Here is a 14,290-nt window from a genome sequence, read left to right as displayed (position 1 = left end):
TTGGTGGCCAAGTATCGCGGGGGCGGAGGTGCCGTGTACCCGTTACGCACAACTGCGCCCACGGGACGCGGGTGTGCTGTGCGGGTGGCGGCGGTGGGGGCGGGTGCGGTTCAGCACCCGCCCCATAGCTGCCTTCGTGTCTCAGACCGGGATGACCGTGGGGACGATCATGGGGCGCCTGCGGTAGGTGTCGGCCACCCACCGGCCGACCACGCGGCGGACCGACTGGGCGATGCGGTGGGTGTCGGTGATGCCCTCGGACTCGGTGTGGCTCAGCTCCATCTCGACCAGGGACACCACGTCGTCGAGGGCCTTGGGGTCGTCGGAGAAGCCGCGGCCGGAGACCGTCGGCGGGGAGACCGCCCGGCCGGTGGTGGAGTCGATGACGATGGTGATGGCGATGAAGCCGCCCTCGCCCAGGACCAGCCGGTCGGACAGGGTGGACTCGCCGACGTCGCCCACGGAGAGGCCGTCGACGTAGACGTGGCCCACCTCGACCCGACCCGAGATGGCGGCCCGGCCGTCGACCATGTCGACGACGACGCCGTCCTCGGCGATGACCACGTGGTCGGCCGGGACGCCGGTCTGCACCGCCAGCGCGGCGTTGGCCCGCAGGTGGCGCCACTCGCCGTGCACCGGCATGACGTTGCTGGGGCGGACGGCGTTGTAGAGGAACAGCAGCTCGCCCGCCGGGGCGTGGCCGGAGACGTGCACCTTGGCGTTGCCCTGGTGGACCACGTGCGCGCCGAGCCGGACCAGGCCGTTGACGACACCGAAGACGGCGTTCTCGTTGCCCGGGATGAGGGAGCTGGCCAGCACGACCGTGTCGCCCGGGCGGATGGAGATCTGGCGGTGCTCGCCGCGGGCCATCCGCGACAGCGCGGACAGCGGCTCGCCCTGGGAGCCGGTGGAGACGAACAGCACCCGGTCCTCGGCCATGCCCATGGCCTCGTCGAGGTTGACCAGCAGGCCCGGCGGGACGTTGAGCAGGCCGAGGTCTGCGGCGATGCCCATGTTGCGGACCATCGAACGACCGACCAGGGCCACCCGCCTGCCGTGCGCGACCGCTACGTCGAGGACCTGCTGGACCCGGTGGACGTGGCTGGCGAAGCAGGCGACGATCACCCGCTGGCCCGCGCGGTCGATGACGCCGTCGAGGACCGGGCCGATCTCGCGCTCGGAGATGACGAAGCCCGGGACCTCGGCGTTGGTGGAGTCGACCAGGAACAGGTCCACGCCCTCGTCGCCGAGGCGGGAGAAGCCCGCGAGGTCGGTGAGCCGACCGTCGAGCGGGAGCTGGTCGAGCTTGATGTCGCCGGTGTGCAGGGCGACGCCCGCCGGGGTGCGGATGGCCACCGCCAGGGCGTCGGGGATGGAGTGGTTGACGGCGAAGAACTCGCAGTCGAACTCGCCGTAGGAGACCTTCTCGCCCTCCTTGACCTCGTGCAGCTTCGGGTCGAGGCGGTGCTCCTTGCACTTGGCCGCGACCAGCGCGAGGGTGAACCGGGACCCCACCACGGGCAGGTCGGGGCGCAGCCGCAGCAGGAACGGCACGGCGCCGATGTGGTCCTCGTGGCCGTGGGTGAGCACCAGCGCGTCGATCTCGTGCAGGCGGGCCTCGATCGGCCGGAAGTCCGGCAGGATCAGGTCGACGCCGGGCTGCTGGTCCTCGGGGAAGAGCACGCCGCAGTCGACGATCAGCAGCCTGCCCGCGAACTCGAAGACGGTCATGTTGCGACCGATCGCGCCGATGCCGCCCAGCGCGAACACCCGCAGGCCGCCCTCGGGCAGCTTGGGCGGCGCGTTGGTGGGCCACTTGCCGGACGAGGGGTTCTGAGTCACAGGTGCACCGTCCCGGCGATGGAGGAAGTGGGGTGGCCCGCGGTACCCGTCCGCGACGGGACCGGACCGCGGGCTAACGACAGAGCGGGTGTCACTGGCGCACCGACCCGGTGCTGGTGTGCGTGGTGGCGGGCACGTACGCGGCGTTGGCGTCGGCGTGCGCCACCCGGGCGGTGGCCACGTGCGAGTCCGGGGCCGAGGCCAGCGGCACGCCCGCCTCGGCGAGGTCGGCGGCGATGGCGCGGACCTGCTCCGGGGTGGCCGGCGGCAGCGGCAGCCGGGGGTCGCCCGCGTCCTGGCCGCGCAGCCGCAGCGCGGTCTTGCTGAACACGACGCCGCCCACCCGGCTGAAGGCGCGCAGCACCGGCAGGAGTCCATTGTGGATCCCCCGGGCGGCGGCCACGTCGCCCTTCTCGTAGGTGTCCAGCATGGAGCGCAGCCTGCCCGCGACCACGTGGCCGATGACGCTGACGAAGCCGACACCGCCGATGGCCGCCCAGGGCAGGTTCAGCGCGTCGTCGCCGGAGTAGTAGGCCAGGTCGGTGCTGGCGATGACCTCGCTGCCCGCGAGCAGGTCGCCCTTGGCGTCCTTGACGGCCTGGATGCGCGGGTGCTCGGCGAGCCTGCGCAGCGTGTCGACCTCGATGGGCACGACCGAGCGCGGCGGGATGTCGTAGAGCATGACCGGCAGCGGCGTCGCGTCGGCCACAGCGGTGAAGTGCGCCAGCAGGCCCGCCTGCGGCGGCCGGGAGTAGTACGGCGTGACCACGAGGAGACCGTGCGCGCCCGCCTTCTCGGCCTCGCGGGCCAGCCGGGTGGTGTGCGCGGTGTCGTAGGTGCCGACCGAGCCGACCACGGTCGCCCGGTCGCCGACGGCCGCCACCACGGCCCTGATCAGGTCCGACTTCTCCTGGTCGCTGGTGGTGGGCGACTCACCGGTGGTGCCGTTGACGATCAGGCCGTCGTTGCCCAGCTCGACGAGGTGGGTGGCCAGCGACTGGGCGCGGTCGAGGTCCACCGACCCGTCGGCGGCGAACGGGCTGACCATGGCGGTCAGCACCCGGCCGAAGGGTCTGCCGGGGGCGGCGGTTGGACATGCGGTCATGGTGCTGAAACTACCTCCTGGCGATCGCCCGTACGCCCGCCGCCCGTCTGCTGTGCACGAGTCGGGGGATTGTGGACAGTCACAGACCTCGGCTGAGCGCGCGCACGGCGGCCACCGCGTCGGCCGAGCCCTCGAACTCCACTCGGGCCTGCGACCGGCCGAAGGCGTCGAGCAGGAGCTCCCCCGGCTCGCCCACGATGGTGACCGGGGTGGTGCCCGGCCGCGCGGTGACCGAGCGGCCGTCCGGCGTGCGCAGGACCACCCCGACGGGGCTCTTGCGGAAGTGCAGCTTGGCGGTGCGGGTCAGCCCGGTCCACAAGGCACTGTCGCGTTCGGCGTCGGCGGGCCTCGGTTCCCAGCCCGGCTCGGCGCGGCGGACGTCCTCGTGGTGGATGAAGAACTCGGTGGTGTTGACCAGCTCGTCGACCACGCCGATCCGGAACGGCGAGAGCCCGGACGGCCCGGTGCGCACCAGCTCGACCAGCTCCGCCCATGGCTTGGCCGCGTAGCCCGCCCGCACCCGCTCGGCGTACCCGGCCAGCGCCTTGACCAGGATCCCCGGGGCGGCGTCGAGCCGCCGTTCCCGGACCACCAGGTGCGCGGCCAGGTCACGGGTGGCCCAGCCCTCGCACAGCGTCGGCGCGTCCGGCCCGACCTCGGTGAACAGGTTGCTCAACTGCGCGCGTTCGTCCTTGGCGACACCCATGCCACCACCCTACCGAGGGTCAGTTGCACGGGGCGTGCTCGTTCACGAAACGGCGTTGACCTGGTCGCCGGTGAGCTGGGCGCCGTCCTTGCGGTTGAGCACGCAGAACACCGTGCGGTCGCCGCCGTCGCTCGACTCCGCGGTCCAGGTCTCGGCCGAGGGCAGGATCACCGCGTAGGTGAGGTCCTTCTTGTGGTCGCCCTTGACCCGGTCGGTGCCGAAGAGCCACGCGCAGTAGCTCTCGCCCAGCCGCTCGAGCTCGGACCTCTGGTAGGCCCACTTGGCCGAGGAGCTCATCGGCTCGAGGTAGCCGTAGACCTGGAAGTCGTAGTCCTTCTTGCAGTCGTAGGAGCTGTCGAAGGACGCCTTGGGCTGCAGGGTCCCGCTGGCGCAGTAGCCGTCGGAGATCGCGAACGTGCGCAGGTCTCCGTCCTTGCCGTAGCTGAACTTCTTGATCGCCAGCGGCTGCTCGGTCGCCGACGGGCTGGTGATCCCCTTGTAGGCGAAGATCCCGGCGACCGCGCCCAGGACCAGCAGCACCGCGCCGAGCGCGGCGAGCACCTTGCGGTTCGACTTGAGCGGCGCGGGCGCGGGCACGGCCGTGGTCGGGTTCTGGTGCGGGAAGTAACCCGTGCCGCCGTTCATCGCCGTGGGGCCGGTGGGCGGGCCGTTGGGCACGTGCGTGAGCAGGCCGCGGACCTGCGGTGCGGTGAGCCGCGCCTGCGGGGTGCCGACCATCAGGCCGCTGATCAGCGACGCCAGCGCGCCCTGCGCCCGGGTGAGGTAGGGCACCTCGCTGAGGATGGCGTGCATGGTGGCCGCGGTGGTGGTGCGCTCGAACGGCGAGTAGCCCTCGATCGCGTAGAACAGGACCGCGCCGAGCGCCCACAGGTCGGAGCTGGCGCCGGCCTCGTCACCGCGGATCCGCTCGGGCGCCATGTAGGTCGGCGAGCCGATGAGGATGCCGCTGCTGGTCAGCCGGGGGTCGTCGAGCGACTGGGCGATGCCGAAGTCGGTGAGCTTCGCGCGGCCGTTGGCGGCCAGCATGATGTTGCTGGGCTTGACGTCGCGGTGGATCACCCCGGCCTGGTGCGCGGCCTCCAGCGCGGAGAGCAGCTGCTCGGCCAGCTTGGCGACCTGCTCGGCGGGCAGCGGGCCGCGCTCGCGGACCACGTCGGAGAGCGTGGGGGCCTGGATCAGCTCCATCACGATGTAGGTGGCGCCGGACTCCTGCACCACGTCGTAGACGGTGACCACGGCCGGGTCGTTGAGCCTGCCCGCGGTGCGCGCCTCGCGCAGGACTCGCTCCTCGAAGACGGTGCGCTCGCTCGACGGCACGCCCTCGGGCAGGTGCAGCTCCTTGATCGCGACGTGCCGCCCGATCATCCGGTCCTCGGCCAGCCACACGACACCCATGCCGCCGCGCCCCAGCTCGTTGAGGATCGCGTAGCGCCCCGCGACCACCCGGGGTCCGTGCGCCACCGTGGGGCCTTGATCCTGCGACACCGTCTTACCTCCTCAGCCGCGCCGCATCCTAATGGGGCAGTGCAGGCCGCGTGCTCGATCCCGTCAACTGGTGGTGTCGTCGGCGTGGTGCACTTCGTGTCCGGCCTCGCGCAACGCGGTCACCGCACGGGTCAGGTCCGCGTCGTGCACGAGGATGTGGTCGGTGTCGAAGGTGGACAGCGCGAACAGCGAGACCCCCGCGGCGGCCAGCGAACCGGCCAGGGAGGCCATGATCCCGGTGAGGGTGAACTCCAGCGGGCCGCGCACGGTGAGCAGCCGCCAGCCGAGTTCGGTGCGACCGCCGCCGGGGGCGTGGCTGGTGGGCGCGACCACCGACAGCTCGGCGGGGGTCGAGGTGACCGAGACCAGGCCGGGCGCGGTGAACAGGTCGGCGGCCACCGCGGTGCCCGGGTCGAACCGGGTGACCGCGTAGTCCCCGGCCACGACGTCGATGACGAGTCGGCGCATCGGCTCAGCCCTCCGCGACGAGCGGGCTGGAGGCGACCTCGGTGCCGTCGGGCAGCTCGGAGATCACGAAGTCGGCGAACACGGTCGCGGCGGCCTGCCGCAGCTGCCGCAGGCACTCCACGGCCAGCGCGCGGATCTCGACGTCGGCGTGCTCGGTGGCGCGCATGGCCAGGAAGTGCCGCCAGGCGCGGTAGTTGCCGGTGACCACGATGCGGGTCTCGGTCGCGTTGGGCAGCACCGCGCGCGCGGCCTGCCGGGCCTGCTTCTTGCGCAGGGTGGCGCTGGGGACGTCCGCGAACTTCTCCTCCAGGCCCGCGAGCAGCTCGTTGTAGGCGTCCTGGGCGGCCTGGGTGGCGGCGAGGAACCGCTCGTGCAGCACCGGGTCGGCGGCGATGACGTCCGGCTCGACCATGGCCGCGGACCGCTCGGGCACGAACCGCTGGGACAGCTGCGAGTAGGAGAAGTGCCGGTGCCGGATCAGCTCGTGGGTGAGCGATCGGGAGACGCCGGTGATGTAGAAGGTGACGCTGCCGTGCTCGAGGACCGACAGGTGCCCGACCTCGATCACGTGCCGGACGTAGCCCGCGTTGGTCGCGGTGGCCGGGTTGGGCTTCGACCAGGACTGGTAGCACGCGCGGCCGGCGAACTCGGCCAGCGCCGCACCGCCCTCGGCGTCGGTGGACCACGGCACGTCCGGCGGGGCGACGAACTCCGTCTTGGCGATGAGCTGCACCTTCGGCGAGACGGTCTGGGTCACGCGCACGTCCTCTCCTGGCTCCACGTCGCGGCCAGACTAGTCCGGGGCCGCCGAAGGGAGTACTGACACCACCGTTGCTTGACTGATGCCGAATTTGACGTCATGGTGGTGTCATGGATCTGAGCACCTACCTCACCTCGCTCCGCGAGGACCTAACCACCACCGCCTCCGCGGGTGACGAGACCACCCGCCGGGCCGCCGCCGTGCTGGCCGCCGCACTGGAGCCCGCCGCTCGGCTGGCCCTGATGAACGCCCTGGCCGACCTGGCCGCCGAGGTCACCGCGCACCTGCCCGACCACGTGGTCGAGGTGCGCCTGGACGGGCGTGACGTCCGCGTGGTGGTCACCGGCACCACCGAGACATCACAGAGCACCGAGCCACCGCCGCCGAACACCGATTTCGGCACCGGCGACATGAGCCGGATGACGCTGCGGCTGTTCGAGGAGATCAAGGCCAAGGCCGAGCGGGCCGCGTCGTCCAAGGGCGTCTCGCTCAACACCTTCGTCCAGCAGGCCGTGCAGGGCGCGCTGAGCAGCTGGGACAAGTCCACCGGCCACGGTGGCGGTGGCGGCAAGCCGTCCACCGGCGGCGGTTCCTCCCGCGTGCAGGGCTGGTACGAGGGATGAGCGACGTGCGGATGGAGCAGTTCAGCTCGGGCACCGACCCGGTGGAGATCACGGTCGCGACCGGGTCCGGCCGCATCGACGTGCGGCTGACCGACGAGGACGGCGTCGACGTCGAGGTGCGGCACGCGCCGGAGAGCGCCAACGCCTGGTCGGACGGGATCACCAACCTGGTCAGCTGGTTCAACGGCCAGTTCACCGACCAGGCGCACACCGACGTGCCCGCCGAGGCGGTTGCCCGCACCCGGGTGGAGTTCACCGGCGGGCGGCTGGTCGTGCGCTCCCCCAAGGAGCCGCAGCTGCGCAACGTGCCGATCGCGGTGCTGGTGCGCGCGCCGAAGGGCTCGTCGGTGTCGGCGCGCAGCGGCGCGGCGGCGGTGCGGGTGACCGGCCCCGCGGGCCAGGTCGACATCACCAGCGGCGCGGGCGCGGTGGACGTCGACGCGGCCTCGGGCCTGGTGCGGGCGACCAGCGGCACCGGTGCGATCCGCATCGGCCCGGCGCCCGCGGGCGTGCAGGCGCGCACCGGTCGCGGCGACGTGGAGCTGGCCGCGGTGGGCGGCTCGACGAACGTGGTCACCGGCGGCGGCGACGTGTGGCTGGGCGAGGTGACCGCCGACGCGACGGTGCACAGCGGCACCGGCGACGTCACCGTGGCCGACGCGGTCAGCGGTCAGCTGAAGCTGACCACCGGCTCGGGCGCGCTGCGGATCGGGATCCGGCCGGGCTCGGCCGCCGAGCTGGATGTGTCCTCCGGTTCGGGTGAGGCGCGCAGCGAGCTACCGCTGACCGGGTCGGCGCCCGCGTCGGCTCCCGCGCTGCGGGTGCACGGGCGCACCGGCCTGGGGTCGGCCCTGGTGAGCGCGGCGTCGCGCGCACCGCGACCGCCCGCGGAATCCAGTTCCCCCAACGGTTCCACCGAGACCGCCACTCCTGAGGAGACGAGCGGCGCCGCCACTGACCAGTCCACTGAGGACATCAAGGGCGAGTGAGCGGCCCGCCGCGCGCACCCGACGAGGGGTGGTGCGCGCGGCGGCTCAGCCCCGCGCGTTCCAGTACCTGTGCCAGGTCAGGTTCTTGGTCAGCCGGTAGCAGGCGTCGTAGTCGTCCGGGTCGCCCTCGCCGTACATGTCCCACGCGCCGACCGGGTGGCCGCCCAGGATCGACCGGGTGAGCTCGTCGGACCCCTTCAGGCCGCGGGCCGCGACCACCGGGGCCAGGTCCAGGCTGTCCGCCGCGCGCTTGGACAACAGCCGCCCGACGGCTTGGCCGAGTCGCGTGCGCGGGTCGCTCGGCCAGCTCTTGGTGTCCCGGCGGAGGTAGAGGATCACGGAAGGGACGATGGCGAGGGCGAAGCAGAGGGCCAGCATCGTGCCCGGGCGCTCATCGAGGTCCTCGCTCGTCGTCCCGGTCAGCAGGTTGCCGATGAAGAAGCCGACCATCGAGGCGAGGATCCCGTAGCCGTACACCAGCGCGAAGGAGCGGGCGGAACTGGACGCCACCAGGCCCTCCCGCTGGAACGCCTGGTAGCGGGACCTGAGGTCCGGCTCGCACCGCAGGGACATCTCCTCGCGCAGGCCGGTCAGCCGGGCGCCGTGCTCGCCCACCCGCTCGAAGATCGCCCGGATCACCGCGGGCGCGTCCGCCGCGGGCGCTTCACCCTGGACGAAGTAGCCCCGGGCGTCCTCGTGCACGACCAGCACCTCGCGCTCGACCAGGTCGGTGACCAGCGCGTCGGCGACCCGGGCGGGTCCGCCGGTCAGCAGGGCGACACCGGGCCGGTCGAGGTCCAGCCGCTCGACGATCTCCTCGGCGTGCCCGAGGCGCTGCCGGTCGCGCCACAGCAGGTACACCGGGTACGCACAGACCGCGACGAAGACCGCCAACCAAACCCAGAACATCGGACCACCCCTTCACCGGTTCGCTCCCGCCGAACGGTAACGATCAAGGTGGCCGCTCTGGGGTCGTTCGGGCGGATTCGCCTGTCCGGACCAACGGCGGGGGCTCCGACCGAGGTGCTGACTGTCCACCGGGGACAGTCGACCCCGGCCGCCGCTACCGCGCGGCCGCCGGCTGCGCGGCGAGGTCGCCCCGGTCGCCGACCTGGATGTTCTCCAGCTCCAGCCAGGCCGCAACGGGAAGACGTGGTAGTCGTGGACGCGCTTGGGCTCGGGGACGTGGATCTCGACACGGCGAGCGGACCCGATCAGTCCACCGACGACAACAAGAGCGGGTGAGTGCCCGCGCGCACCCGGGTAGCCGGGTGCGCGCGAGCGGTCAGCCCCGCGCGTTCCAGTTCTTGTGCCACGTCATTTCCTTGGTGAGGTAACGGCAGTGGCCGTCGTCGTCCGGCGCGTATCGGGCGAACATGTCCCACGCGCCGACCGGTTCCGCGCCCAGGATCGACCGCCGGACCTCGTCGGAACCCGACAGGCCGCGGGCGGCGACCACCGGGGCGAGGTCCAGGCTGTCGGCCGCCCGCTCGGACAGCCGGGCACCGATGGCCTTGCCCATGCGCGTGCGCGGGTCGTGCGGCCAGCTCCCGGAGTCCCGGCGCAGCCACAGCAGCACCCCCGGGACGATGGCGAGCCCGAAGCAGAGGGTGATCATGGTGAGCGGACGCGCGTCCAAGACCTCCGAGTCCACGTCGGCAAGCCGCCCGACAAGCACGAAGGCCACCAACGAGGCGACGAGCGGGTAGCCGTAGAGCAGGAAGACGCCCCGGGCGGAACTGGACGTCACGAGGCCACCGTGGCGGAACACCTCGTACCGGGTGAGCAGGTCCGCGTGGCACTGCCGGGCGACGTCGTCGCGCAGGTTCGACAGCCGGGCGCCGTGCTCGCGCACCCGGTCGACCAGCGCCTCCGCGACGGCAGGCTCGTCCGCCACCGGCACGTCACCCAGCACCAGGTAACCCCGGGCGTCCGGGTGCACGGCCAGCACCCCTCGCTCCACCAGGTCGGTGACCAGCGCGTCGGCCACGCGCGCGGGTCCGCCGGTCAGCAGGGCGACCCCGGGCCGATCGAGCTCTAACAGGTCGATCTCCGCGTCGACGCCCGCCAGTCGCTTGTGGTCCCGCCACAGCAGGTACGCCGGGAACGCGCTCACGGCGACGAAAGCAGCCACCCACAACCAGAACACGGGACCACCCCTCCACAGGTTCGCTCCCGCCGAACGGTAACGATCAAGAGGGTCGACCCAAGGGCTTTCGGACGGATTCGCCTGTCCGGCCCGACGGCCCGCGCACCACCCGACGGCCACGAAATGTCCACTGAGGACTCTCGGCCCCGGGGTGCGCGTCAGGCGTCCACCTTCGCGGCGAGTCACCGCCGCCCGGCGCTCAGCGGCCGGCGCCTCGCGCGGGCTGGTCGCGGTGAGGCCGAACCAGCGCGGGCGGACGGCCTGGGCCAGCGGTCGCCAGGTGGCGGGCAGCTCGCCGTGGTCGGCGTGCCCGCGGGGTCGAGCACGACGAGGGTCATGGTCATGGGTACGGGTACCCGCGGGAGTCCGGTCCACCCCTACCGGCCGGCTTACAGCGCGGCCGCCAGCCGGGCGGCGAGGTCGCCGCGGTCGCCGACCTGGATGTTCTCCAGCTCCAGCCAGGCCGCCATGGTGTGCAGCTCCTCGGCCAGCTCGGCGGCGACCCGAGCGGTGTCGGCACCCGGCTCGGCGAAGGCGCCCGGCACGCGCAGGGTGCTGGTGACGCGGTCGGCCTTGAGGTCCACCCGGGCGACCAGCTCGCCGTCGAGCAGGAACGGGAAGACGTAGTAGCCGTAGACGCGCTTGGGCTCGGGGACGTAGATCTCGATGCGGTAGTGGAAGTCGAAGAGGCGCTGCGTGCGATCGCGTTCCCAGATCAGCGGGTCGAACGGGCACAGCAGGGCCCGGCCGCTGACACTGCGCGGGGTGCGCGCCTGCGGGTGGCGGTAAGCGGGGTTGCGCCAGCCCTGCACCGAAACCTGCTCCAGCAGACCGGCCTCGACCAGCTCGCCGACCGCGCGCTGGGAACGGGCGGGCTCCAGGCGGTAGTAGTCGCGCAGGTCCTTCTCGGTACCGACACCGTGCGCCACCGCCGCGCGCAACGTCAACTGGCGGGCGGACTCCTCGTCCGAGACGGGCGGGGCGTTGCGGACCTCCGGCGGTAAGACGCGCTCGGGGAGGTCGTACAGGCGTTGGAAGCCCCGCCGGGTCCCCGTGCTCAGCTCGCCGACGGCGAAGAGCCACTCGCACACGTGCTTGACGTCGGAGCGGTTCCACCAGCCGCCCTTGGCCTTCGGGACCGCACCGCCCACAGTGGACTCCAGGGTGCCCGCGCCGATCGGGCCCAACTCCTTGACGGTGGCCAGCACGTCGTCGACCAGGCCGGGCGAGGACTCGGCGATGCGCCGGATGTGCCGGGCGTAGCGGGTCTCGTAGCGGTCCATCCGCCAGCGGAACAGCGGCCAGTCCTCGACCGGGATCAGACTCGCCTCGTGCGCCCAGTACTCGGTCAGCAGCCGGGGCCTGCGCGCGCTGTGCGACCAGGCCGCGTCGTCCACCAGCGACTGGTCGTAGCCGCCGAGGCGGGAGAACACCGGCATGTAGTGCGCGCGGACCGCGACGTTGACCGAGTCGAGCTGGAGCAGCCGCACCCGGGAGAGCACCTTCTGCAGGTGGCGACGGGTGGGCGGACCGCTGGGCCGCGCGTCGGCGAAGCCCTGCGCGGCCAGGGCGGTGCGGCGGGCGGCCGCCGCGGTCATGGTTTCGGTCACCGGTGTACCTCACGAGACTCGGGTGCGGTGATGGTCTCACCACGCGCCGACACCCGGCGCTCCGCGCTCACCACCAGGATGACGGCGAGCAGCACGATGAGTCCACCAGCGAGCTGCGCGAGGCCGAAGTGCTCGTTCGCGAAGAGGACTCCCAGCAGGACGGCGATGACCGGGTTCACGTAGGCGTAAGTGGCCACGGTAGACACGGGCAGCTTGCCGAGCACGTAGACGTAAGAGCTGAACGCGAACAGGGAGCCGACGGTCACCAGGTAGATCCACCCACCCCAGGAAGCCGCGGTGTAAGACCCCAGGTCGATCTTCTCGCCGGTAACGACACCGCCGATGGTCAGTGCAAGACCGCCGGCCAACATCTCCACGGCAGATAGCGCGAACGGGTTGGCGGGCACCGGCAGCCGAGTACTCGCCACCGATCCCACCGCCCAGCCGAAGGCAGCGAGCAGGACCAGCCACGGGCCCCACCAGGCGGACCCGTGCGCGCCCTCCACCGGCCCGCCGAGCAGCAGGACCGCCAGCCCCGCCAGCCCGATGGCCACGCCGACCAGGGTGGTCTTCGACGGCCGCTCGCCGAGGACCCGGCGCAGGACCACGACGTAGAGCGGGACGCAGGCGACCAGCAGCGCCGCCAGCCCGGACGCGACGTGTTGCTCGGCGACCACGACCATGCCGTTGCCCCAGGCGGGCAGCAGCAGGCCGACCAGCACCCCGGTGCCCAGCTGCGCCCTGGTCATCCGCAGCGCGCCGCGGCCGCCGAGGACCCGGACGGCGACGGCGAGGACCGCGCCGGCGATCAGGAACCGCAGGCCCGCGGACAGCAGCGGCGGCATGGACTCGACGGTGAACAGGATGGCGAGGTAGGTGGAGCCCCAGACGACGTAGACGACGCCGAGCGCGGCCCAGGGCAGCCAGGCTTTGGTGGTCATGGGAGGACCCTCGCACGAACCACTGACAATTGTTAGCCGGTTATCCGCTAGGTTGCCGCCATGGCCGACGCCGCGGTGCGCCCCGCCCTTGTGTCCGATGCCCCGGAGATCGCGCGAATCCAACTGGTGACCTGGCAGACCGCGTTCGAGGGACTGCTCCCGCCGGACGTGCTCGCGGGCTTCTCGGTCGAGGACGCCACCGAGCAGTGGGCGCAGACGATCGCCCAGGGCCCGGCGACGGTCGTGGTCGCCACCGAGGGCGAGTGGCTGGTGGGTTTCTGCGTCGCCGGACCGTCCCCGGAGTCGGAGTCCGCCACGGCCAACGACCTGCCGGTCGAGGACGCGGCGACGGTGGCGCTGGTCGGCACGATCCTGGTCGAACCGCGCTGGGGCAGGCGCGGCCACGGCGGCAGGCTGCTCGCCGCGGCGACTACCGCGGTCCGCGCGGGCGGCTCGACCCGCGGGATCAGCTGGGTCCCGGAACGCACCAAGTCCCTGGTCGCCTTCTTCCAACGCGCGGGCTGGACCCCCGACGGCATCGTCCGCACCCTCGACGCGGGCGGCACCCCGCTGCGCGAGGTCCGGCTGACCGGCACCCTGGACTTGGCCGTCGAGTGAGCGGGGGCCGCTCGTGCGTCGCAGCAGGCGGGTAGGGCCTGCCGCAGGGCCACGGGTGTGGACAACACCATCCTCGGTCGGGCCCCGGTCGGGTACCGTCGATGGCTGGACTTCGACGAGGGGGACCCCTTGGTGCTCGGCTGGCTGTGCGTGACCTTCGGGGTCGCGTTCGGCTCGGCCCTGGTGCCGTTCATCAGCGTGGAGCTGTTCGTCCTCGGCTTGGCGGCGCAGGAGCCGCGGGTGCCGTGGCTGCTCCTGGGAGCGGTGGTGGCCACCGCGCAAATGTTGGGGAAGTTGCTGTACTACTACGCGGCCAAGGGCTCCATCCACCTGCCCGCGTTCCTGCACCGGCACCCCAAGCCGATGACGCCGCGCAGGCAGCGGTGGGAGCGGCGGACGAAGCGGGCCCGCGACTGGGTGTTCTGGGTCCGCGACAAGTGCGAGCGCCACCCCGGCTGGATGTTCGGCACGTACAGCGTGAGCTCGGTGGTCGGGATGCCGCCGTTCATGGCGATGGTGGTGATGGCGGGCCTGGTCCGGATGCGGCTGGCGACGTTCCTGAGCGTGGGCTTGGTGGGCCGGTTCATCCGGTTCAGCGCCCTGGCCGCCTCACCGGCCCTGTTCGCGGGCTGGCTGCTCTGACTCGTCGACAGCGCGGGCGGCGGCCCGCTCCTCGTCGGCTCGACGGCCCCTGCGCGCGATGACGTGGTAGGTGAGCAGCATGACGACCAGGTAGGCGCCGGAGACGTACAGGATCGCGGACTTCGGCACGACTTCGTAGGTGAACAACAACCCCAGCGAAAAGGTGGTGACCGCGAACCAGAGGTCGAGCAGGCGGGTGGGCTTTCGTCTGTGCACGGCAACCTCCGGGGTTCGGGCTGCCGTCCGAAGCGAGGCCACTGCGCGGACGACCGGCGACAGCCCGGCCCCAGCTTACCGATCTTGACACGTCCCAGGTCCGCCTCCGCGCGCC

15 protein-coding genes are annotated in these 14,290 nt (G+C 72.3%); 4 read left to right on the top strand and 11 right to left on the bottom strand.

The annotated features are described in order from the left end of the window. Positions 1–141: 141 nt before the first annotated feature. From QSK30_RS18555 to thyX, 6 genes are all read right to left on the bottom strand, one after another. Positions 142–1,842 (bottom strand): ribonuclease J, encoded by a 1,701-nt coding sequence (locus QSK30_RS18555; protein WP_285504357.1) that lies wholly within the window; start codon positions 1,840–1,842, stop codon positions 142–144. 91 nt (positions 1,843–1,933) lie between these two features. Further along, positions 1,934–2,947, bottom strand: a complete 1,014-nt coding sequence (dapA, locus tag QSK30_RS18550) for a 4-hydroxy-tetrahydrodipicolinate synthase (protein WP_285504355.1) — start codon at positions 2,945–2,947, stop codon at positions 1,934–1,936. A 79-nt stretch (positions 2,948–3,026) separates the two neighbouring features. Continuing rightward, positions 3,027–3,653 (bottom strand): TIGR03085 family metal-binding protein, encoded by a 627-nt coding sequence (locus tag QSK30_RS18545; RefSeq protein ID WP_285504353.1) that lies wholly within the window; start codon positions 3,651–3,653, stop codon positions 3,027–3,029. A gap of 42 nt (positions 3,654–3,695) precedes the next feature. Then, positions 3,696–5,159: a serine/threonine-protein kinase gene (locus tag QSK30_RS18540; RefSeq protein WP_285504352.1), complete on the bottom strand. Its 1,464-nt coding sequence runs from the start codon at positions 5,157–5,159 to the stop codon at positions 3,696–3,698. A gap of 63 nt (positions 5,160–5,222) precedes the next feature. Next, positions 5,223–5,627 (bottom strand): ACT domain-containing protein, encoded by a 405-nt coding sequence (locus tag QSK30_RS18535; RefSeq protein ID WP_285504351.1) that lies wholly within the window; start codon positions 5,625–5,627, stop codon positions 5,223–5,225. A 4-nt stretch (positions 5,628–5,631) separates the two neighbouring features. Next, positions 5,632–6,384 (bottom strand): FAD-dependent thymidylate synthase, encoded by a 753-nt coding sequence (thyX, locus tag QSK30_RS18530; RefSeq protein ID WP_285504422.1) that lies wholly within the window; start codon positions 6,382–6,384, stop codon positions 5,632–5,634. Positions 6,385–6,497: 113 nt separating this feature from the next. On the opposite strand from thyX, the gene QSK30_RS18525 reads away from it, so the two are divergent. Continuing rightward, complete coding sequence (locus QSK30_RS18525) at positions 6,498–7,010, top strand: toxin-antitoxin system HicB family antitoxin (RefSeq protein WP_285504350.1); 513 nt, start codon at positions 6,498–6,500, stop codon at positions 7,008–7,010. Beyond that, positions 7,007–7,999 carry a DUF4097 family beta strand repeat-containing protein gene (locus QSK30_RS18520; protein WP_285504349.1) on the top strand — a complete coding sequence of 331 codons (993 nt, stop codon included), beginning with the start codon at positions 7,007–7,009 and terminating at the stop codon, positions 7,997–7,999. Before QSK30_RS18525 ends, QSK30_RS18520 begins: the two co-directional genes overlap by 4 nt. Positions 8,000–8,044: 45 nt before the next feature. On the opposite strand, the gene QSK30_RS18515 is transcribed toward QSK30_RS18520, so the two are convergent. The 4 genes from QSK30_RS18515 to QSK30_RS18500 form a co-directional block, all read right to left on the bottom strand. After that, on the bottom strand, positions 8,045–8,908 hold the full coding sequence (locus QSK30_RS18515) for a TIGR04222 domain-containing membrane protein (protein ID WP_285504347.1): 864 nt from the start codon (positions 8,906–8,908) through the stop codon (positions 8,045–8,047). A gap of 376 nt (positions 8,909–9,284) precedes the next feature. Continuing rightward, the gene (locus QSK30_RS18510) at positions 9,285–10,148 is read right to left on the bottom strand and encodes a TIGR04222 domain-containing membrane protein (protein ID WP_285504345.1); all 864 of its coding nucleotides are present in this window, start codon (positions 10,146–10,148) and stop codon (positions 9,285–9,287) included. A 389-nt stretch (positions 10,149–10,537) separates the two neighbouring features. Beyond that, the gene (locus QSK30_RS18505; RefSeq protein ID WP_285504420.1) at positions 10,538–11,746 is read right to left on the bottom strand and encodes a winged helix-turn-helix domain-containing protein; all 1,209 of its coding nucleotides are present in this window, start codon (positions 11,744–11,746) and stop codon (positions 10,538–10,540) included. An 8-nt stretch (positions 11,747–11,754) separates the two neighbouring features. Then, positions 11,755–12,699: an EamA family transporter gene (locus QSK30_RS18500; protein ID WP_285504343.1), complete on the bottom strand. Its 945-nt coding sequence runs from the start codon at positions 12,697–12,699 to the stop codon at positions 11,755–11,757. 60 nt (positions 12,700–12,759) lie between these two features. Here QSK30_RS18500 and QSK30_RS18495 point away from each other — a divergent pair, with 60 nt between their 5' ends. Both QSK30_RS18495 and QSK30_RS18490 read left to right on the top strand, forming a co-directional pair. Beyond that, entirely contained in the window at positions 12,760–13,317 is a 558-nt protein-coding gene (locus QSK30_RS18495; protein ID WP_285504342.1) for a GNAT family N-acetyltransferase, read from the top strand. 132 nt (positions 13,318–13,449) lie between these two features. Continuing rightward, a complete protein-coding gene (locus tag QSK30_RS18490) occupies positions 13,450–13,959 on the top strand; it encodes a YqaA family protein (RefSeq protein WP_285504419.1) in 510 nt (169 codons plus the stop codon). On the opposite strand, the gene QSK30_RS18485 is transcribed toward QSK30_RS18490, so the two are convergent. After that, entirely contained in the window at positions 13,927–14,175 is a 249-nt protein-coding gene (locus QSK30_RS18485; RefSeq protein WP_285504341.1) for a hypothetical protein, read from the bottom strand. The genes QSK30_RS18490 and QSK30_RS18485 overlap by 33 nt on opposite strands. Positions 14,176–14,290: the final 115 nt, after the last annotated feature.

This window comes from Actinokineospora sp. NBRC 105648, from assembly GCF_030269645.1.
GTDB lineage: Bacteria > Actinomycetota > Actinomycetes > Mycobacteriales > Pseudonocardiaceae > Actinokineospora.
The sequence above is the reverse complement of the archived record's forward strand: the minus strand, read 5'-3'. Positions and strand labels throughout refer to the sequence as shown.

Bases quoted from the DNA above. Each gene is read 5' to 3' on its own strand.
- QSK30_RS18515 (WP_285504347.1), bottom strand. From the start codon at position 8,908: ATGTTCTGGGTTTGGTTGGCGGTCTTCGTCGCGGTCTGTGCGTACCCG.
- dapA (WP_285504355.1), bottom strand. From the start codon at position 2,947: ATGACCGCATGTCCAACCGCCGCCCCCGGCAGACCCTTCGGCCGGGTG.
- QSK30_RS18545 (WP_285504353.1), bottom strand. From the start codon at position 3,653: ATGGGTGTCGCCAAGGACGAACGCGCGCAGTTGAGCAACCTGTTCACC.
- QSK30_RS18495 (WP_285504342.1), top strand. From the start codon at position 12,760: ATGGCCGACGCCGCGGTGCGCCCCGCCCTTGTGTCCGATGCCCCGGAG.
- QSK30_RS18505 (WP_285504420.1), bottom strand. From the start codon at position 11,746: ATGACCGCGGCGGCCGCCCGCCGCACCGCCCTGGCCGCGCAGGGCTTC.
- QSK30_RS18520 (WP_285504349.1), top strand. From the start codon at position 7,007: ATGAGCGACGTGCGGATGGAGCAGTTCAGCTCGGGCACCGACCCGGTG.
- QSK30_RS18500 (WP_285504343.1), bottom strand. From the start codon at position 12,699: ATGACCACCAAAGCCTGGCTGCCCTGGGCCGCGCTCGGCGTCGTCTAC.
- QSK30_RS18535 (WP_285504351.1), bottom strand. From the start codon at position 5,627: ATGCGCCGACTCGTCATCGACGTCGTGGCCGGGGACTACGCGGTCACC.
- QSK30_RS18525 (WP_285504350.1), top strand. From the start codon at position 6,498: ATGGATCTGAGCACCTACCTCACCTCGCTCCGCGAGGACCTAACCACC.